This window comes from Streptomyces sp. iso_384 (assembly GCF_056172905.1).
Genome location: NZ_JBWBTT010000001.1, coordinates 5,528,478 through 5,546,558, shown reverse-complemented (window position 1 = coordinate 5,546,558; position 18,081 = coordinate 5,528,478). Strand labels below are relative to the sequence as shown.

General features: G+C 70.1%; 17 protein-coding genes. 9 read left to right on the top strand and 8 right to left on the bottom strand.

Translation table 11 applies throughout. The annotated features are described in order from the left end of the window. Positions 1-172 precede the first annotated feature (172 nt). From AC0VY3_RS24880 to AC0VY3_RS24870, 3 genes are read left to right on the top strand one after another with little or no spacing between them, the layout of a single operon-like run. Positions 173-757: a rhodanese-like domain-containing protein gene (locus tag AC0VY3_RS24880; protein WP_103512504.1), complete on the top strand. Its 585-nt coding sequence runs from the start codon at positions 173-175 to the stop codon at positions 755-757. Further along, on the top strand, positions 754-1,650 hold the full coding sequence (locus AC0VY3_RS24875; RefSeq protein ID WP_103512505.1) for a sulfite exporter TauE/SafE family protein: 897 nt from the start codon (positions 754-756) through the stop codon (positions 1,648-1,650). Before AC0VY3_RS24880 ends, AC0VY3_RS24875 begins: the two co-directional genes overlap by 4 nt. Positions 1,651-1,705: 55 nt before the next feature. After that, a complete protein-coding gene (locus AC0VY3_RS24870) occupies positions 1,706-1,972 on the top strand; it encodes a metal-sensitive transcriptional regulator (protein ID WP_103512506.1) in 267 nt (88 codons plus the stop codon). 123 nt (positions 1,973-2,095) lie between these two features. Here AC0VY3_RS24870 and AC0VY3_RS24865 read toward each other — a convergent pair whose 3' ends face one another. Beyond that, on the bottom strand, positions 2,096-3,400 hold the full coding sequence (locus AC0VY3_RS24865; RefSeq protein WP_103512507.1) for an NAD(P)/FAD-dependent oxidoreductase: 1,305 nt from the start codon (positions 3,398-3,400) through the stop codon (positions 2,096-2,098). A gap of 8 nt (positions 3,401-3,408) precedes the next feature. Further along, complete coding sequence (locus tag AC0VY3_RS24860) at positions 3,409-4,059, bottom strand: TetR/AcrR family transcriptional regulator (RefSeq protein ID WP_258047413.1); 651 nt, start codon at positions 4,057-4,059, stop codon at positions 3,409-3,411. Positions 4,060-4,111: 52 nt separating this feature from the next. Here AC0VY3_RS24860 and AC0VY3_RS24855 point away from each other — a divergent pair, with 52 nt between their 5' ends. Beyond that, the gene (locus AC0VY3_RS24855) at positions 4,112-5,338 is read left to right on the top strand and encodes a metal-dependent hydrolase family protein (RefSeq protein ID WP_475550641.1); all 1,227 of its coding nucleotides are present in this window, start codon (positions 4,112-4,114) and stop codon (positions 5,336-5,338) included. Next, a complete protein-coding gene (locus AC0VY3_RS24850) occupies positions 5,335-6,189 on the top strand; it encodes an alpha/beta hydrolase (RefSeq protein ID WP_475550640.1) in 855 nt (284 codons plus the stop codon). Before AC0VY3_RS24855 ends, AC0VY3_RS24850 begins: the two co-directional genes overlap by 4 nt. 233 nt (positions 6,190-6,422) lie before the next feature. Here the strand turns inward: AC0VY3_RS24850 and AC0VY3_RS24845 are convergent, their stop codons facing one another. Then, a complete protein-coding gene (locus tag AC0VY3_RS24845; RefSeq protein WP_103512510.1) occupies positions 6,423-7,457 on the bottom strand; it encodes a LacI family DNA-binding transcriptional regulator in 1,035 nt (344 codons plus the stop codon). A 139-nt stretch (positions 7,458-7,596) separates the two neighbouring features. Here AC0VY3_RS24845 and AC0VY3_RS24840 point away from each other — a divergent pair, with 139 nt between their 5' ends. The 4 genes from AC0VY3_RS24840 to AC0VY3_RS24825 are packed head-to-tail and all read left to right on the top strand — an operon-like array spanning position 7,597 to position 13,182. After that, on the top strand, positions 7,597-8,904 hold the full coding sequence (locus AC0VY3_RS24840) for an ABC transporter substrate-binding protein (RefSeq protein ID WP_103512511.1): 1,308 nt from the start codon (positions 7,597-7,599) through the stop codon (positions 8,902-8,904). Between the two features lie 32 nt (positions 8,905-8,936). Next, positions 8,937-9,893 carry a carbohydrate ABC transporter permease gene (locus tag AC0VY3_RS24835; protein ID WP_475550639.1) on the top strand — a complete coding sequence of 319 codons (957 nt, stop codon included), beginning with the start codon at positions 8,937-8,939 and terminating at the stop codon, positions 9,891-9,893. After that, positions 9,890-10,711, top strand: a complete 822-nt coding sequence (locus AC0VY3_RS24830; protein WP_030079970.1) for a carbohydrate ABC transporter permease — start codon at positions 9,890-9,892, stop codon at positions 10,709-10,711. Before AC0VY3_RS24835 ends, AC0VY3_RS24830 begins: the two co-directional genes overlap by 4 nt. Then, complete coding sequence (locus tag AC0VY3_RS24825; RefSeq protein WP_475550638.1) at positions 10,708-13,182, top strand: beta-xylosidase/alpha-l-arabinosidase; 2,475 nt, start codon at positions 10,708-10,710, stop codon at positions 13,180-13,182. The genes AC0VY3_RS24830 and AC0VY3_RS24825 overlap by 4 nt, the downstream gene beginning before the upstream one ends. Positions 13,183-13,239: 57 nt before the next feature. Here AC0VY3_RS24825 and AC0VY3_RS24820 read toward each other — a convergent pair whose 3' ends face one another. From AC0VY3_RS24820 to AC0VY3_RS24800, 5 genes are all read right to left on the bottom strand, one after another. Then, positions 13,240-14,430 (bottom strand): cytochrome P450 family protein, encoded by a 1,191-nt coding sequence (locus AC0VY3_RS24820; protein ID WP_475550637.1) that lies wholly within the window; start codon positions 14,428-14,430, stop codon positions 13,240-13,242. After that, positions 14,427-15,617 (bottom strand): MAB_1171c family putative transporter, encoded by a 1,191-nt coding sequence (locus tag AC0VY3_RS24815; protein WP_242742767.1) that lies wholly within the window; start codon positions 15,615-15,617, stop codon positions 14,427-14,429. Before AC0VY3_RS24815 ends, AC0VY3_RS24820 begins: the two co-directional genes overlap by 4 nt. Continuing rightward, positions 15,614-16,141: a M48 family metalloprotease gene (locus AC0VY3_RS24810; RefSeq protein ID WP_103512516.1), complete on the bottom strand. Its 528-nt coding sequence runs from the start codon at positions 16,139-16,141 to the stop codon at positions 15,614-15,616. Before AC0VY3_RS24810 ends, AC0VY3_RS24815 begins: the two co-directional genes overlap by 4 nt. A 119-nt stretch (positions 16,142-16,260) precedes the next feature. Continuing rightward, positions 16,261-16,716 (bottom strand): helix-turn-helix domain-containing protein, encoded by a 456-nt coding sequence (locus tag AC0VY3_RS24805; protein WP_242742768.1) that lies wholly within the window; start codon positions 16,714-16,716, stop codon positions 16,261-16,263. 257 nt (positions 16,717-16,973) lie between these two features. After that, complete coding sequence (locus AC0VY3_RS24800) at positions 16,974-18,050, bottom strand: C40 family peptidase (protein WP_242742769.1); 1,077 nt, start codon at positions 18,048-18,050, stop codon at positions 16,974-16,976. Positions 18,051-18,081 lie beyond the last annotated feature (31 nt).

Below are 18,081 nucleotides of genomic sequence, written 5' to 3'. Positions count from 1 at the left end.
GGCCCTTCCCGGCCGCGACGAACCGCCGGCGCCCGCGCGGGGGAGAGCATCTGCCCCGCGCGGGCCCTCCTCGCGCGGGCCCTCCTCGCGCGGGCGCCGGCCCCGACCCTGACCTCAGATATACCCCGCCCCGTATTCGCGTACAGATTCATCTCACCACGACGGAGTTCTCATGACGACCGACGCCTCCCGAACCGCCGGACTCACCCCCGCCGCCCTCCGGCAGCTGATCAAGGACCCTGGTGGACCGCGTCTGCTCGACGTGCGGACCCCGGGCGAGTTCCGGACCGCGCACATCCCCGGCTCCTACAACGTCCCGCTGGACACCCTGCGCGAGCACCGCGCCGAACTCCTGACCCACCTCGACGAGGACGTCGTCCTCGTCTGCCGTTCCGGTGCCCGCGCCGCCCAGGCCGAGCAGGCCCTCGCCGAGGCCGGCCTGCCGAACCTGCGGGTGCTGGACGGCGGCATGATGGCCTGGGAGGCCGCCGGTGCTCCCGTGAACCGCGGTGAGGTGCGCTGGGACCTGGAGCGCCAGGTCCGCCTGATCGCCGGATCGATCGTGCTCGTCACCGGCGTCGTGGGCGTGTTCGTGCCCGGAGCGCACCTGATCGGCACCGCGATCGGCGCCGGGCTGACGTTCGCCGCGCTCAGCAACACCTGCGCGATGGGCATGATGCTGGCCAAGCTGCCCTACAACCGCGGCCCGCGCACCGACATCCGCACCGTCATCGCCTCGCTGCGGGACCGCTCGTGATCACGCTCGTCCTCGTAGCCTCCGTCCTGATCGGCGTCAGCCTGGGCATCCTCGGTGGCGGCGGTTCCATCCTGACCGTGCCGATCCTGGTCTACCTGGCCGGGATGGACACCAAGGAGGCCATCGCCACCTCGCTGTTCGTCGTCGGCGCCACCAGCCTGGTCGGGGTCGTCCCGCACGCTCGCGCGGGTCGGGTGCGCTGGCGCACGGGTCTGATCTTCGGCGCGGTCGGCATGGCCGGCGCCTATGGCGGCGGACGCCTCGCCGAGTACGTCCCCGGAACCGTCCTGCTCGTCGCGTTCGCGCTGATGATGCTCGCCACCGCCGTCGCCATGCTCCGCAAGTCCCGCAAGCCGAAGCAGGCCAAGCCCGCACATGCGGAACTGCCCGTCAGGCACGTGATCGTGGAGGGCCTCGTCGTCGGCGCGGTCACCGGCCTGGTCGGCTCCGGCGGCGGATTCCTCGTCGTTCCCGCCCTCGCCCTGCTCGGCGGACTGCCCATGAGCGTCGCCGTCGGCACCTCGCTCCTGGTCATCGCGATGAAGTCCTTCTCCGGACTCGCCGGCCATCTCAACGGAGTGCAGATCGACTGGAGCCTGGCGCTGATGGTGACCGCCGCGGCCGTCGTCGGCAGCCTGATCGGCAGCCGCTTCGCGGGACGCATCCCCCAGGACACCCTCCGCAAGGCGTTCGGCTGGTTCGTCGTCGTCATGGGTGTCTTCGTCCTCGGCCAGCAACTGCCCCGCGCGATCTGGGCCGGCCCGCTCACCTGGACCGCCATCGGCCTCGCGGCAGCGACAGCGGTGGCCTGGGGTGCAGTGCGGGTACGCCGCCCACGGCCCGCCATGGACGCGCCCCAGGTAGGCTCCCGGGAATCGGCCGCACACCCCTAGCGTTATACCCGCAGGGGTATTGTTGAGTCGATGGTCGGTGAGAAGGAGGAACTCGGTGAAGGTGGAAGAAGAGGCGGCGACCGCGGTCCTCAACCGGCTGAGGCGCGCTCAAGGGCAGCTCGCGGGCGTCATCGCCATGATTGAGGCCGGCCGCGACTGCAAGGACGTCGTCACACAGCTCGCCGCCGTCTCCCGCGCCCTCGACCGGGCCGGATTCAAGATCGTCGCGAGCGGGATGCGCCAGTGCCTCGCCGAGAGCGAGGAGGGCGCGCCCCCGATGAGCGAGCAGGAACTGGAGAAGCTCTTCCTCGCGCTCGCGTGAGACACGGCGGCGGCCGGCGGACATCCGCCGGCCGCCGCCGCTTCGTGCTGAGGGCGCAGACGCGCGCGCCCGGTCCCCGTGGATGGCCGCGAGCTCACCGGATCGGCCTCCGGCGGCCCGGCGTCAGCCGAGGACCGTGCCCGTGGTTGCGGTCCCCCGGCGTCGGCGTGAGAACGCACCGAGGTCGATGGTCCGGCCGGTGTGTTCGCAGGTGTGCGTGAGCGCACTGCGGTCGTGGTCGTGCCCGCTTTCGACACCGTGGATCAGGGTGGTCATGAGGCGGCCCACCAGCGGTGCGTTCTTGAACTGATTGCCGCTGGTGCCGATGGCCACGTAGAAGCCGGCAAGTTCGGTTCGGTCGTACACCGGGGTCCAGTCGTCGGTCACGTCGTATACGCCCGCCACACCCCTGGGTCGGTTGGGAACGCCCAGGCCAGGCAGTCGGCGAGCCGCCCGCGTCACCTGCGTCCTGAACTGCGAGACGGTCGGGAAGGGGCTTCCGTCGTCCGGATCGTCGAGCCATTCCAGCGGGTCGCACTCGGGTTCCGTGCCGCCGACGAGCAGGAACTCCCCGCCCTCGGGCCGTATATACGTGCCGAGGTCCATATCGGCCAGCACCGGTGCCTGACGGCCGACATCGTGGTAGCCGGCGGGGGCCGCTACGTGGTGCACCTCCTGGCGGAGCGGCCGCAGACCGACGCTGAAGTCGCTGCCCACCTCGGCGAGCCGGTTCAGCTGCCTGGACCATGGGCCGGCCGCGTTGACGACCACCCCGGCGGACAGTTCGGTTCCCTCATCGAGGCGCACCCCGCGCACGCGGCCCCCGTACCGCATGACGGCGGTGACCTCGGTTCTCCAGCGGAAGGCGGCTCCGTGCCGCTGGGCGGCCGCAGCAAGGTTGCGGGCGGCGAGCTGCGGGTCGTCGACGAAACCCCCGTCGGGTGTGTGGAGAGCACCGAGCCGGGCGGACGCGTCGGCGAAGAACTCGTCGTCGTCCACGGGGCGGGGCGGGAAGTACCGGCCCACGTCCACGGCGGGCAGCCGCTCGGACAGCTCTTGCGCATCCCATTTCTCGTACGGGACACCGATCTTGTCGAAGTGGCGCGTGAACATGCCGCAGGGTGCGAAGTCCACGTCCAGCAGGGTGACGCCGCAGCGGTGGAACGCTGCGAGCGGTTCACCGGCGGGTGCTTGGAGATGGTCGCGCCACGCTTCCCAGCAGTGACGGGACTCCCACGCGGCAGTGACGCCCGCGATCGTGGGATAGGTGAAGCGGACCACGGCGCTCGAGGCGCTGGTGGAGCCGTTGCCTGCACCACCGAACTTGTCGACCACGACCACCCGCAGGCCGCTCCGCGCCAGTTCGAGAGCGATGGAGGATCCGATGACCCCGGCCCCGACCACGACTGCATCTGTGCTCTCACCCATGTCCCGACTCACTTTCTTCTCGACGGACCAGACGGTTCCTGGGGTGGCTCGGCGCGTCGCCGGGCCGCCGTTGTTCGAGACCGTGGAGCGGGTCGGTCCTCGCTCATGCGCAGGATCAAGGTGATCGCGTCCTGCGAGAGGGTTCCGGGAGTGAGGAGTTCCTGCAGGAGGAGGCCGCGGATCGCGGCAATGGTGGCGGTGGCCAGCTCCCGCGCCTGTACTGCTTCGTGCCCCTCGCGTGCCGCGAGTGAGGACAGCATCCCGGTCAGGTCGTCGATCGACTCCACGAAATCACGGAAGTCCTCGGGGGCGTGCGCGGCCAGTCCGACGACGTAGAAGAAGCCGCGGGTACGCGACAGCTGTTCCGGCCGGGTGTAAGTACGCCAGATCGCCACGACGAAATCGTCGAAGGTGCCCTCCTTGGCGGTCTCCAGAAGTGCCTCGTTGTCACGGGATCGCTGGGCCGTGAGCAGGGCGGCCAGGACGCCCGGGAGCGACCCGAAGTGGTAGCGCAACAGGGCGTGGCTGGTCTCGATTCGGGCGGCGACCTCACGGAGCGACGTCTCCGGCGAGGGAAGGGCTTCACCGAAGGCGTCGAGAAGCCGTGCCAGAAGTCGTTCGCGCGCGCTGCCGTGGCGTTGCGAGGTTGACAGGATCACTCCCACAGTTTATCCATTGGAAAAGAAAGTTCGCAACGGCGGAGGACAGCCGATGGGGTCTGCTCATGTGGTCGGTGCGACAGTCATCGACGGTTCGGGGCGTGATCCCAGCAAGCTCGGCGTCACGGTCGAGAACGGCCGCATCACTCGACTCAGCGCCTCCGACGTGCGCGGCGAGCGCATCGATGCCGAGGGATTGACGATGACGCCCGGCCTGATCGACGCCCACGTCCACCTGGGTCTGTCGAGCCCGATCCAGCCGCACTTCTCGTTTCAGATCAGTGCCGCCGAGATCGCGGCGGACATCTTCGCCACCGCCGGTGCGACCCTCGACGCCGGTTTCACCACGGTTCGCGACACCGGCGGGATCGACGGCGGTGTCGTCACCGCGATCGCGAAGGGCAAGGTCAGAGGGCCGCGTGTCCTGTCGTGCGGACCTGTTCAGTGCCAGATCGGCGGGCACGGCTACTACGGAGCCGCATGGGAACCCACCGAGCTGTGGAGTAGCCATCACATCCCCGGCCTGTGCGCCTTGTCCATGATGGCGGGCAACGCGGACGAGCTGCGGCACAACGTCCGCGAAGCCTTCCGCCGCGGAGCCTCCTTCCTGAAGCTCTGCGTCACCGGCGGAGTGGTGAGCGGACATGATCGACTGACCGACACCCAGTTCACGGTCGAAGAGATCGCTGTCGCCGTTCAGGAAGCTGAGGCGCGGAACACTTATGTGACCGTTCACGCCCACAACAACGAGGGCATACGCAACGCGGTCCAGGCCGGGGTGCGCTGTGTCGAGCACGGCACCAGCCTCGACGAATCCACAGCGGCCCTGATGGCCGCTCGCGGGGTTGCCCTCGTGCCCACGTTCGCCGTCGTCGAGCAGCTGCTGAACGACACCGCCGGAGCCGGTCTCGCCGAGTCGACCCGTGACCGGGCCAGGGGCGCACGCGAGCAGATGACGCAGGCGCTCGATGTCGCCAAGCACGTGGGAGTACGGATCGGGCTGGGTTCCGATCTCATCGGTCCGGCCCAGGGTCGTCGCGGAAAAGAGCTCAGCCTGCGCGCAGCCCTGGAGACGCCGATGGAAGCGCTCCTGGCGGCGACCCGGACCAACGCCGAGATCCTCGGCCTGTCCGGCCAGGCCGGTGTCATCACTCCCGGCGCGCAGGCAGACCTCGTGCTGTGGAACGGCAATCCGCTCGAAGACCCGGAACTGTTCTCCGACCCCACCAACGCCGTCCTCGTCATCCAGGCCGGCCAGATCGTGAAGGACCTCAGATGAGCACCATGTGGCAGGGCTGTCTCCCCCACACCGACTACTTCGAGATGCGCTCCAGCGGCGGGCACGACTACGGCGTCTGGGTCACCACGCCACCGAACTACGACCCCGCCGCGGCACAAGCACCCGTCGTGTACGTGCTCGACGGCAACTGGGCCGTGGGCATGACCGCCCCGCTCATCGTCACGCAACTGGACCCCATGCAGTCCATTCAGCCCTACGTCCAGGTCAGCGTGGGCTACGCGGGCGAGGAAGCGGAGCACTGGGAGCGGCTGCGCAACCGCGACCTCGTGCCCCCCGGTGAGCCCATCGCGAAGGAGTTCACCGATGCGGTGGACATGGGGGTCGAGGCGGGCACGATGACGCGCGAGCAGGCCGACGCCTACGTTGCTGAACTGAGCGACAGCCGCGCGGACATGTTCCTGAACTTCCTCACCGACGACCTGCACCCGCGAATCGAACGCGACTACGGCACAGCCCCGAGCGGTCACGGCCTCTTCGGCTACTCCTACGGCGGACTCTTCAGCCTCTACGCCTGGCTCACCAACAGCACCTTCTTCGAGAGCATCGGCGCGGGCAGCCCCGGCATCGTCAATGCGGACAGTCAGGTCTTCGCTCGCCTTGACGCCATGGGTGACACCCTGCCTGCCACCAAGCTGCACGTGACCCTCAACGAGCAAGAGATGCTCGGAGACCTGGCGGTCTACCAGAACCTGACACAGAACACAGCCGCGTTCCTCCACCGCCTCACCGCACGCGGCGGATCCGTCACCAGCGCACTCATGCACGAGACACATGTGACCGGGCTGCAGGCATCGTTCCTCAGCTACCTCAGGACCTGCCGCCCCCAGTGAGCCTGGACGCCGCGGCGGGCCCTCCGTCCCCGGTGAGTCGACGTCTCTGGAGGGTCACGGGTGGCCGAACGTGACGTCGTCGGCACGACGCCTCCTGCCGCGGAGTCCGTGGCGATCCTGAAGCCCGCGACGAAGGCTGCCTGATCCGCGGTTCTTCCGGTCGGCGGGAAGCCACCGGCAGCACGGTGTGGCACCACGGCCCTTCACCGGCACGGGCCGTGCCCCCCCACCCCCTACCTCCCTTCCGGCGCCGCCGCCGTGCTCTTGCGTACGACCAGGCTCGTCGCCAGCTCCAGCCGGGTGGACACCGGTTCCTCGGCCCGTAGCCGCATCAGCATCTGGGTGGCCTCCTCCGCCATCCGGCGCAGTGGCTGGTGGACCGTGGTCAGTGCCGGGCTTGCCCAGCGGGCGATCGACACGTCGTCGTAGCCGACCACCGAGAGGTCGTCGGGGACGCGCAGGCCGTGGGTCCGGGCGGCTTCCAGGACGCCGAGGGCCTGGAGGTCGCTGCCCGCGAAGATCGCGGTGGGCGGGTGGGGGCGGGACAGCATCTCGGTGGCGCGGTCGTAGCCGCCCTCCACGTGGAAGTCGCCGAACAGGATGAGGTCGGGGTCCACTTCGAGTCCTGCCATGGTCATCGCCGACCGGTAGCCGTCTAGCCGGGCGCGGGAGCAGAGCATGTCCTTCGGGCCGGTGACGATGCCGATGCGCCGGTGTCCGTGTTCGATGAGATGGCGGGTGGCGGCCAGTCCGCCGTTCCAGTTGGCGGAGCCGACCGAGGGGACGTCGGGGTCGGGGTCGCCCGCCGGGTCGATGATGACGAAGGGGATCGAGCGGGACCTGAGCTGCTGTTTCACTTCGGTGGGCAGCGTGGAGAAGACCAGGACGACGCCGAGCGGCCTGCGCTGGAGCATCGCCTCCATCCACTCCGGGCCGGGCGCGTGGCGGGTTCCGCTTTCGGTGAGGACGACCCCGGCGTTGTGGGCCTTGGCGACGTTTTCCACCCCCCGGATCAGCTCCATCGCCCAGATGCTCTCCAGCTCGTGGAACACGATCTCGATGAGCGGCGCCTCGCGGGCCGACCGCGTGGTGCGACGGTAGGCGTGGGCCTCCAGCAGGCGCTCCACCTTGACCCTCGTGGGGGCCGCCACGTCCTGCCGTCCGTTGAGGACCTTCGAAACTGTCGAAATGGAGACGCCGGCCCGCTCGGCCACCTGGGCCAGGGTGATGCGGCCCATTTCCTCGTCATCGCGCATGCCGAGGAGCATAAAGCACGCCTCGACCCCCCACCGTCCGTAACTTTTCAGTAACGCTGCGACTGAGGGTTGACCCCTTGGAGGGGGAGTCCTAGCGTCCCGACTCACAAGTTTCGGAAATGACGCCGAAACAGTTTCGAGAGGCGAGTCGATGAAACAACGCGCACGGTTCTCGCGGACCGCTGTCGTCGGTGGTGCCGCCCTGGCCCTGGTGCTGTCCCTGTCCCTGACCGGGTGCGGGGGAGACTCCGATGCGGCCGGTGACGGCGCCATCCATGTCCTGGTCTACGGGGACGCGGCGAACAAGGTGGAGAAGGAGCTCGTCGCCACCTTCAACGAGACGTCGGAGGTGAAGGTCGTCCTGGACACGATCCCGGGCGCCGACTACCAGGCCAAACTGCAGACGATCATCAGGAGCAAGCAGGCGCCGGACGTCTTCTTCAACTGGGGTGGCGGCAGCATCAAGCCGTTCGTCGACGCCGGTCTGCTGCTCCCGCTGGATCCCTTCATCGCCGACGACCCCGGCCTCAAGGCGAACTTCCTGCCGTCCGTGTTCAACAGCGCGGTGGTCGACGGCGTCTCCTACGGGATCCCCATGCGCGGCACGCAGCCCGTCCTGCTGTTCAACAACGGCAAGGTCCTCAAGAAGGCGGGTGTCGAACCTCCGGAGACCTGGGACGACCTGCTGGCGGCCGTCAAGGCGCTGAAGGCCGACGGCGTCACCCCGATCGCGCTGGGCGGCGGCGACCGGTGGCCGACGCTGATGTGGTTCGAGTACCTCTACGACCGCATCGCCGGGCCCGAGCTCTTCCAGAAGGCGCTGGACGGCGACAAGGACGCCTGGGCGAGCCCGGACAGCCGGAAGGCGCTGAGCATGATCAGGGAGCTGGTGGACGCCGGGGCCTTCGGCACCAACTACGACTCGGTGAAGTTCACCGACCAGGGTTCCCCCACGCTCCTGGCGACCGGCAAGGCAGGCTTCGAACTGATGGGCTCGTGGGAGTACTCCACGCAGCAGGACGCCCACCCGGAGTTCGCGAAGAGCGACCTCGGATACAGCGCCTTCCCCTCCGTCGAGGGCGGCAAGGGAGACCGGGCGAACCTCGTCGGCAACACCAACAACTTCTACTCCGTGGTGAAGAAGACGAAGCACCCGCAGGCCGTCGCCGAGTTCCTGAAGCTCATGTACTCGGACCGGTTCGTCAAGGCGCAGCTCTCCATCGGCAACCTGCCGACCACCACCAACACCGAAGGCCTCCTGGACACCGCCGCCAGCCCCGAGTTCGCGAAGTTCCAGTACGGCATGGTCAAGGAGGCCCCGGCGTTCCAGCTCTCCTGGGACCAGGCGTACCCCCAGTCGGCGGCCACCGCCATGTACCAGGCCCTCCAGCAGTTCTTCAACGGCTCGATGGACGAGGACGCCTTCATCGAGGCCATGCAGGCGCTGCCGACCTCGTGACCTCACTCGAATCCGGACGCGGAACCCATGACATGAATCCCACCGCCGTCGTATCCGAAAGTCCCGGGGACAAGGGGACGGCCGGGAGAGCCTTCACGAAGGACGGACCTGTCGGTATCGGAGCGAGCCGGCCGGGGTTCCTCTGGGCGGCCCCCGCCGCCGTCTTCTTCGGCCTCTTCGCCATCGTCCCGCTGATCATGGTCGCCGTACTCTCCTTCGCCAGCTGGGACGGTCTGAGCGACCCGGAGTTCGCCGGCCTCGCCAACTGGAAGAAGCTCCTCGACGACCCCGTCATGATCAAGAGCCTCTGGCTGAGCGTCCTGCTCACCGTGCTCGGGGTCGCCGTGCAGACCCCGCTGAGCATTCTGCTCGGGGTCTGGGCGGCGGGACACCAGCGCAACCGGGCCGTCCTGTCCGCCATCTACTTCGTCCCGATGCTGCTGTCCATCGCGGCCGTGTCCGTGCTGTGGCGCGCTCTCCTCGACCCCAACCTCGGGGTCCCCGCGCACGCCACCTGGCTGTTCGGCGACGGCAACCTCTTCGGGGTGCAGGCCGGCGCGATCGGCGTTCTGGTCTTCGTCAGCACCTGGCAGTTCACCCCGCTGCACACGCTGATCTACCAGGGCGCGGCGCGCGCGGTGCCGCAGGTCCTCTACCAGGCGGCGCAGATCGACGGCGCGGGCCGGGTGCGGCAGTTCTTCCACATCACGCTGCCGCAGCTGCGCAACGCGATCATCACCTCGATGATCCTGATGGTGGTCGGCGGGCTCACGACCTTCGACACCGTGCTCATCCTGACCCAGGGCGGACCGGGGAGCGACACCACCATCAGCGCGTACTACATGTACCAGAAGGCGTTCAAGAGCTTCGACTACGGATCGGCGTCCGCCATCGCCCTTCTCCTGGTCCTCGTCTCCACGCTCATCTCGCTGATCGTGGTGCGGATCTCGGGCTACGACAGGATGCGCAGCACCATGGAGGGACTGTGAGCAAGAGCCGTCCCAACCACCTCGCCGGCTTCGGCTCGGTGGTCTGGCTCCTCGTCGTGGGGCTGCCGCTGTACGTGATGCTCATCGCCACGTTCCAGTCGCGCCCCGACTACGCGGCGAACGGCCCGCTGGCCTTCCCCGAGCACTTCACGCTCGACAACTACATCAAGGACCTCAACAGCGGCTTCGCGCAGTACTTCCTCAACACGGTCGTCGTCACCGTGTGCGTGGTGGGCATCGTCGTCCTTCTCGTACCGCCGCTGGCGTACACCATCGTCAGAAGCCGGGGCCGTGCGACCACCACGGTCTTCCGGCTGTTCCTCCTGGGGCTGGCGATCCCCTCGCAGGCGGTCATCGTGCCGATGTTCTTCGTCATCAGCGAGGCCGGTCTCTACGACAACCTCATCGGCGTCATCCTGCCGACGGCGGCCTTCGCCATGCCGGTGTGCGCCCTGATCCTCACGGGCGTCATGCGTGACATCACCCCCGATCTGTACGAGGCGATGACGATGGACGGCGCCTCGTCCCGGCGCGTCTTCTTCCAGCTGGTGCTGCCGCTGTCCAGGAGCGGGCTCGCGACGATCGTCGTCTTCTCCGCCCTCCAGGCGTGGAACGGCTTCCTCTTCCCCCTCGTACTGACGCAGTCCGCGGAGACCAAGGTCATCACCATGGGGCTCTACGAATTCCAGACGGAGCACGGCGTCGACACCCCCGGCCTGCTCGCCGCGGTCGTCCTGTCCATGCTCCCCATCCTGATCGTCTACCTGTTCGCTCGTCGTGCCCTGGTACAGGGGCTGATGGGGGTCGGAGGAAAGTGACCGCCAACATCGACAACGCCGGTGTGCGGAAAGCCGCCGGGACCACCGACTCCGTGGCGCCGGGAGCCGGCGCCACGGACCACCGCACCGGGCCCTGGCACGATCCCGCCCTCACTCCCGAGGCCAGGGCCGACGCCCTGATCGACGCCATGACCCTCCAGGAGAAGATCTCCCAGCTCGTCGGCGTCTGGGTGGGCGCATCCGACGAGGGCGGCGAAGTCGCGCCGTTCCAGCACGACATGGAGGAGGCCGTCGACCTAGACGAGCTTCTTCCGCACGGCCTCGGCCAGCTGACCCGGCCGTTCGGAACGGCTCCGGTCGACCCGGCCGTGGGCGCCCTCTCGCTGTCACGCACCCAGGAGCGGATCGCCGGAGCCAATCGATTCGGCATCCCGGCGCTCGCCCATGAGGAGTGCCTCGCGGGCTTCGCCACCTGGGGCGCGACGGCCTACCCGGTGCCGCTGTCCTGGGGCGCCACCTTCCATCCGGAACTGATCGGTGAGATGGCCGCCGCGATCGGCCGTGACATGCGCTCCGTCGGCGTGCACCAAGGGCTCGCCCCGGTCCTCGACGTCGTACGCGACACACGCTGGGGGCGCGTCGAGGAGACGATCGGAGAGGACCCGTATCTGGTGGGAACCGTCGCCACCGCGTATGTACGGGGACTGGAGTCGGCCGGAGTCGTCGCCACGCTCAAGCACTTCGCCGGGTACTCCGCCTCCCGGGCGGGCCGCAACCTCGCCCCCGTCGGCATGGGGGCGCGGGAGCGGGCCGACGTCATCCTGACCCCGTTCGAGATGGCCGTACGCGAGAGCGGCGTACGGTCGGTGATGCACGCGTACACCGACACCGACGGCATCCCCTCCGCGGCCGACGGACAGCTGCTGACCGGTCTGCTCCGGGACACCTGGGGTTTCGACGGGACCGTTGTCGCGGACTACTTCGGCATCGCCTTCCTGAAGACGTTGCACGGGGTGGCGGGAACCTTCGGGGAGGCGGCCGGCGCCGCACTCGGCGCGGGTGTGGACGTGGAACTGCCGACCGTGAAGGCCTTCGGCGGCCCGCTGGCCGAGGCGCTCGCCCAGGGCCTGGTGTCCGAGGCCCTGGTGGACCGTGCCGTACGCCGGGTCCTGGTCCAGAAGGCCCAGTTGGGGCTGCTGGACGCGGACTGGAGGCCGGAGCCGCCGGTGCTCGCCGCAGCCACGGGCGGAAGCGGCTCCGTGGGCGGGAACTCGGAGGCGCTGCGCGGGACCGTCCGTCTCGACACCGACGAGAACCGCGCGCTCGCCCGCCGCGTCGCCGAACAGGCCGTCGTCCTCCTGCGCAACGACGGCACCCTGCCCCTGACGGCGGACGCGGCCGCCGGAGCCCCGGCCCGTATCGCCCTCATCGGGCCCAACGCCGACACCCCCACGGCCGTCCTGGGCTGCTACGCCTTTCCCGTCCACGTCGGCGGTCAGCACCCCGGGACACCACTCGGCATCGAACTGCCCACCCTGCGCGAGGCATGCGCGGCGGAGTTCCCCCACAGCGAGCTCGTCACCGCGCGGGGCGCGGACATCGACGGCACGGCCACCGACGGGTTCGGCGAGGCCGTCGAACTGGCCAGGGGCGCCGACCTCGTGATCGTCGCGCTCGGCGACCGGGCCGGGCTCTTCGGGCGGGGTACGAGCGGGGAGGGCTGTGACGCGGAGGACCTGGCCCTCCCCGGTGTCCAGCAGCAGCTGCTCGACGCCCTCCTCGACACGGGCACGCCCGTCGTCGTCACCCTGCTCGCCGGACGCCCGTACGCCCTCGGGCGGGCGGTGGACGAGGCGGCCGCGATCGTGCAGTCGTTCTTTCCCGGCGAGGAGGGGACGACGGCCATCGCCTCGGTGCTCAGCGGCCGCACCGCGCCGTCCGGCCGGCTGCCCGTCGGTGTGCCGCGCCACCCGGGCTCCCAGCCGTCCACCTACCTGGCGGCGCGGCTCGGCCACGCCAGCGATGTGTCCAGCGTCGACCCGGCCCCGGCGTTCGCGTTCGGGCACGGTCTCACGTACACCGCCTTCGCGTGGGGCGACCTCGTCGTGGAGCGCGGACGGGCCACGACGGAAGGGGAGTTCACGTTCTCCTGCACGGTCCGCAACACGGGTGCGCGGGAGGGGACCGAAGTGGTGCAGGTCTATCTCCACGACCCGGTCGCCTCCGTGGTCCAGCCGGTGCAGCGGCTCATCGGGTACGTACGTATCGACCTGGGGCCGGGGCAGGCGGCCGGGGTGCGGGCGACGGTGCCGGCGGACCTCGCGTCCTTCACCGGCCGAGAGGGCCACCGGATCGTCGAACCGGGCGATCTGGAACTGCGGTTGAGCGCGTCGAGCGACGACCCGCGGCTCACCGCCCGGGTCACGCTGACCGGGCCGGTACGGACGGTCGATCACACCCGTCGGCTGCACATGAGCATCACGACGGAGCTCCTCACGGCCACGCCGTAGGCAGGACCGCACCGACGGGGAGAGCACGCGGTGGCACACGCTCCCCGTCGGGGCGGGTCAGCCGAGGACGAGGGGCAGGGCGGCCAGGCCCCGGGTGAGGCGGGTCCGGCGCCAGGTCAGGGAGGGAGCCGGGACGGCCAGGCGCATGTCCGGGAAGCGGGTCAGCAGGGTGCGCAGGGCGATCTCCGCCTCGGCCCGGGCCAGCGGGGCGCCCGGGCAGCGGTGGATGCCGTGGCCGAAGGAGAGGTGGCCGGTGGCGTCGCGGTCGAGGTCCAGGCGGTCCGGGCGGGGGAACTGCGCCGGGTCGCGGTTGGCCGCCCCGGGGGCGATGAGCACCGGGCAGCCCGCCGGGATGTCGGCCCCGCCGACCCGCAGCTCCTCCGTGCTGTGGCGGAAGGTGGCCACGCTCACCGGCGAGTCGTAGCGGAGCAGTTCGTCGAGGGCGCCGGGGATCAGGGCCGGGTCACGGCGCAGCCGGTCGAACGCCTCCGGGTGCCGGAGCAGGGCCAGGAGGGCGTTGCCGATGAACTGGGTGGTGGTCTCGTGCCCGGCGACCAGGAGGAGGACGGCCAGGGAGACGGCCTCGTCCCGGTCGAGGCCGCCCTCGTCGCAGTCGCGCAGGAAGGAGTGGAGCCGGCTGTCGCCGGGGGTGTCACGGGCCGTGCCGACGAGGTGCGTCAGGTAGTCGCCGATCCGGTGCGACGCGGCGTCGACGCGGTCGGTGTCGGTCGCGTCGAAGAGTTCGTGGGACCAGCCGGCGAGCGGAGCGCGGTCGGATTCCGGCACCCCCAGCAGCTCGCAGATGACGGTGACCGGCAGCGGGACCGCCAGCTCCGCCACCAGGTCGACCTCCGCTCCCGGCCGCCACGCGGCCGTGAGGCCGTCGACGACGCGGGCGATGTGGGGGCGCAGTTCCCGGACGCGGCCGGTGGTGAACAGTGGTGCCGCCACCCGCCGGTGACGGGTGTGCGCGGGCGGGTCGCTCGCCAGCATGTTGCGGGAGACCGCCGGATGCAGGTCGCGGTCGGAGGGCCGGTCGGCGAAGAAGCTGGCCGTGTCCTTGGACAGCCGGGGATCGGTGAACGCCGTACGGGCCTCGGCGTGGCCGGTGATCAGATACCCCTGGTGTCCGCCGGAGCCGGTGGGGACGCGCTGGACCGGGCAGCCTTCGCGCAGCCGGTCGTAGGTGGCGTACGGGTCGGCGAAGAAGCGCGGGTCGCGCAGGGGGTCCTGCCGAGGGGTGCTCACGAGGCCGCTCCTACGTGCTCGGTTGCCGGGCGCCGCGCGTAGGCCTCCGCCACGAGCAGCAGCCACGCGGTCTCCGCCGGGAGGTCGCCCTTGCGGGAGCGGGTGCCGGCGGCGGGCGGCGCCTCGTCGCCGTCGAGGGGGAGCCCGGCGCGCTTGGCGTCGACGGCCGCGGCGATGACCGCCGCCTCCACCTCGGCCTCGCCCTCGGGGGTTTCGGCGGTGCCCCGGCGGGCTGCCCCGGCCGCCGCGGCGTCCCGTACCGACGCCCGGCGGTACGGGCGCAGGGCCAGCACGCAGTCGTTGATCTCGATGACCCGGCGGTGGAGGTGGAAGTCGAGGTCGTGGGCGTCCACTTCGGTGTCGCCCGGGTCGAGCACGACCTCGGGGACCGCCGAGGTGACCTCCCGCCACAGCGGTTCCAGTGCGGTGAACGACGCCCGTTCCCAGCGGCGGCGGCGCAGTTGGCTGAGCGGCCACAGCAGTGCGGGAAGGGTGAGCCCGACGGTGATCAGGAGGACGGCGACGGCGGGCGCGGTCACGCTGAACGCGCAGCGGAAGGGGGTCAGCGGGGTGGAGCACCGGGCGTGGTCGGGAACGAGCCCCAGACCGAGGCCGATGGAGACCAGGGCGAACAGCTTGTACGCGGCGTAGACGAGGGCGAAGCCACATCCGACGGAGGTCGTGCGCAGGCCCCAGCGCTGGCTGCGCCGGGTCGACCGCTTGGAGTGGGCCCAGGTCTGCAGCAGGAAGTCCTTGGCCGTGTACGCCAGGTAGGAGATGTAGATCAGCACGTAGCACGCGTACAACACCGGGTTCCGGCCCGTGAGTTGCTCGGCGGCGAAGAAGACGGTCATGCCGGCGACGGAGACCGCGAGGGCGATGACGCGCAGCCGGATCTGCCGATGGGCCCGCTCGCGGTCCAGATTGAGCTGGAAGAGGAAGGCGAGGACCGAGGTGGCCGCCGTCAGGGTGAAGGTGTTGCTGAGCAGCCGGGCGACGTGCGGGACCACCGATTCGACCGCACGCTCCACGGCGGGTGTGTAGGAGGCGAAGGCGAGCGCGAACGAGGTCAGCAGCGCCGCCATCGCCCAGGTGCCCGTGGGGCGGTGCCCGCCGCGGCCTCGTACCCAGTAGACGGCGAAGCACAGCAGGACGACGGCCGTCCCCGTGAACAGCGTGTTGATCATTTCCGGTGGCGCTTCTTCCTGTGTGGCTCGGCGAACAGGGCGTCCCAGCTCTCGGCGCCGCTGGCGGGCCGGCTCGACGGGGCTTCGCGTCCCCGGTACATGAGCTGGCGGATCACGCTGGCCATCACCTCGGCCTCGCGCTCGTCCTCGCTCGTATAGCTGGTCCGGCCGGACATGCGCCGCACGAGGGCGGGGTCGAACCCGATCGCGCGCAGCGTGTCCCGGTCCAGTTCCAGGCTGCCGGCGTGGTCGCAGATGATGTGGCTGATCTCGTGGGCGAGGATGTGGTTCTGATGGAGGGGAGAGGTGGCCTCCTCGTAGAACAACAGGTCCGCGTCCGGGGTCTCCAGGCGGATGCCGCACGGGGCGTCCGGAGCGCCCAGGGTGCTCAGGGGCCGCAGGACGATGGGGCGTCCGCGTTGTTCGGCCACGGCGTCACGGAGGTCGCGGGTGCTGAAGCGGTGCGGGAGCCGAAGCGCCTCGACGCGCGCCTCGCACGCGGCGCGGAGCTGCTCGAAGTCCATGTCCTCACTCCGGTGGCGCCGGTCGGGTGGTCGGCCCGGGGCGGATCACCCCCTGAAGACCGTGCGAGCGCACCAATGTTGACATGTTCGAGACGCCACCCGGCGGGCGGGGTGCGCGGTCAGTCGTCCAGGTTCAGGTCGTGCGCGCCGTCGTCGGTGGTGAGTCCTTCGAGCTTCCGGGCCTGTTCGATCACGGTGGACAGCATCTTCAGGCTGTCGACGCTCAGGCCGTTGGCGCGCAGGGCCACCTTGCGGACGTCCTGGTCGCGCATGGCGGCGAGGAGACCGATCTCCGCCTTCGTGCGTTCGGCCGCCGCACTGTCGACGAAGTAGCCCGCCGGTACGCCGAAGAAGTCGGCCAGGGCCTTGATGGTGTGCCGCGTCGGGTTCCGCTTGGCGCCGGTGCGCAGTTGCTGGATGGCGCTCGCCGTCACCCCGCGCCCCTCCGATGTGGCCGCCCTGCGGATTCCCTCGGCGACCTCCGCGTAGGTGTACGGCCCCCGGGACGGAGGGTGCACCTCGCGGAAGAGGTGGTCCAGGAGCTGGGCGAAGGTGGGTGACCGGTCATCCTCCACGTACACGACCTCCTTGGCGTGATGCCGAGCTTACGCCCACCACAGTGTTTCTCGAAGCCCCTTGGGCCGGTCCCGGCGACACTTTGGTTGACGCCGGGCAGTCACTCTGGTGTACGTTACCAATGCTTCGTCACCACTGAAGTGTCGAGGGGGTGGGTGGCGGCACCGGTCGGGCCGGGGTCGAGCTTCACGGGGGTGAGCTCAGCCGACAGTCCGGACCGCCGCGCCCCGCCGCCGTGGCGGCGGGGCCCACGGCCTCACAGCCGCTTCGCGCTGCGCAGGGTCTTCGCGTAGTAGCCGTTGCCGTCCAGCCGGGAGACCCCGCCGACGTCGCCGATGGTCGGGCCGTTGATCTCCTCGCGGCTGGAGACGAAGATCAGGTGGCCCTCGGTGTCGTAGCCGAGGACGATGCCGACGTGGTCCAGTCGGTCCTTGGTACGGGCGTCCAGCTTGAAGAAGACGAGGTCGCCGGGCTGGAGCTGGTCGATGGCGGACGGGCGGTCGTCAGCCGTCACCCCGGTCAGCGGAAGCACGTCGGCGCCCTCGTCGGAGCGGGCCATGCCGTTGGCGGTGCGCGGGAGGCCGTCGCCGGAGGTGTCCGACGACATCAGCGGGTAGCGGGTGCGGTAGCCGAGCACCATCCGTACGAAGCCCGAGCAGTCCAGGGACTTGGCGCGCATGGACTCCGGAGTGCCGGTCTGTCCGTCGCGGAAGGGGTAGGGCAGGCCGAGGTAGTCGTAGAAGTCGGACTGCTCCAGGCGCAGGTCGCCGCCCTCCGCGCCGGTGGTGTTCAGCGGCCCGAAGTTGGCGTCACCGGCGTAGGCGACGCCCTGCTCGTCCTTCTTCTGCGGGGCGCCGGCCACGTACTGGAAGGAGACGGCGAAGAGGTCGTCCTCCTTGCTGTCCTCGTACTCCGCGTACCAGTCCTTGAACCACTTCTGCTTCTCGGCGCCCTTCTTCCAGGGCTCCGGCATCAGGCGCACCCAGTCCGTGGTGGAGACCTTGGAGGAGGTGGAGGCCGGTTCGGTGAAGGTGCGGGCCGGGCCGGTGAGGGTGGCCAGGCGCGCTCCGTCGGTCAACACCGCCTTGATCTGGCCGTCGGAGCCGCGCAGCACCGAGCGCGCCGGGTTCTCCAGCCGGGACCAGGCGGCCTCACCCTTGTCGTCGGAGGCGCCGGAGGCCTTGCCGCCGTCCAGGACGCCGACGTTGCGGACCTCGGTCACCCCGGGTATCTCCTGCTTGCGCAGTTCCAGGGTGAGGTAGCCGGAGGTCGCGACGAGCGCCAGCACCACCAGACCCGAGACGACGGGCCGCGACTTCTTCTTCCCTGCCATCGGTTACTCCTCGGTTGTTCGTGGGCGGGCT

Coding starts and splice junctions, on each gene's coding strand:
- AC0VY3_RS24865 (WP_103512507.1), bottom strand. CDS start 3,400: ATGGGTGAGAGCACAGATGCAGTCGTGGTCGGGGCCGGGGTCATCGGA.
- AC0VY3_RS24855 (WP_475550641.1), top strand. CDS start 4,112: ATGGGGTCTGCTCATGTGGTCGGTGCGACAGTCATCGACGGTTCGGGG.
- AC0VY3_RS24850 (WP_475550640.1), top strand. CDS start 5,335: ATGAGCACCATGTGGCAGGGCTGTCTCCCCCACACCGACTACTTCGAG.
- AC0VY3_RS24800 (WP_242742769.1), bottom strand. CDS start 18,050: ATGGCAGGGAAGAAGAAGTCGCGGCCCGTCGTCTCGGGTCTGGTGGTG.
- AC0VY3_RS24835 (WP_475550639.1), top strand. CDS start 8,937: ATGAATCCCACCGCCGTCGTATCCGAAAGTCCCGGGGACAAGGGGACG.
- AC0VY3_RS24840 (WP_103512511.1), top strand. CDS start 7,597: ATGAAACAACGCGCACGGTTCTCGCGGACCGCTGTCGTCGGTGGTGCC.
- AC0VY3_RS24845 (WP_103512510.1), bottom strand. CDS start 7,457: ATGCTCCTCGGCATGCGCGATGACGAGGAAATGGGCCGCATCACCCTG.
- AC0VY3_RS24810 (WP_103512516.1), bottom strand. CDS start 16,141: ATGGACTTCGAGCAGCTCCGCGCCGCGTGCGAGGCGCGCGTCGAGGCG.
- AC0VY3_RS24815 (WP_242742767.1), bottom strand. CDS start 15,617: ATGATCAACACGCTGTTCACGGGGACGGCCGTCGTCCTGCTGTGCTTC.
- AC0VY3_RS24880 (WP_103512504.1), top strand. CDS start 173: ATGACGACCGACGCCTCCCGAACCGCCGGACTCACCCCCGCCGCCCTC.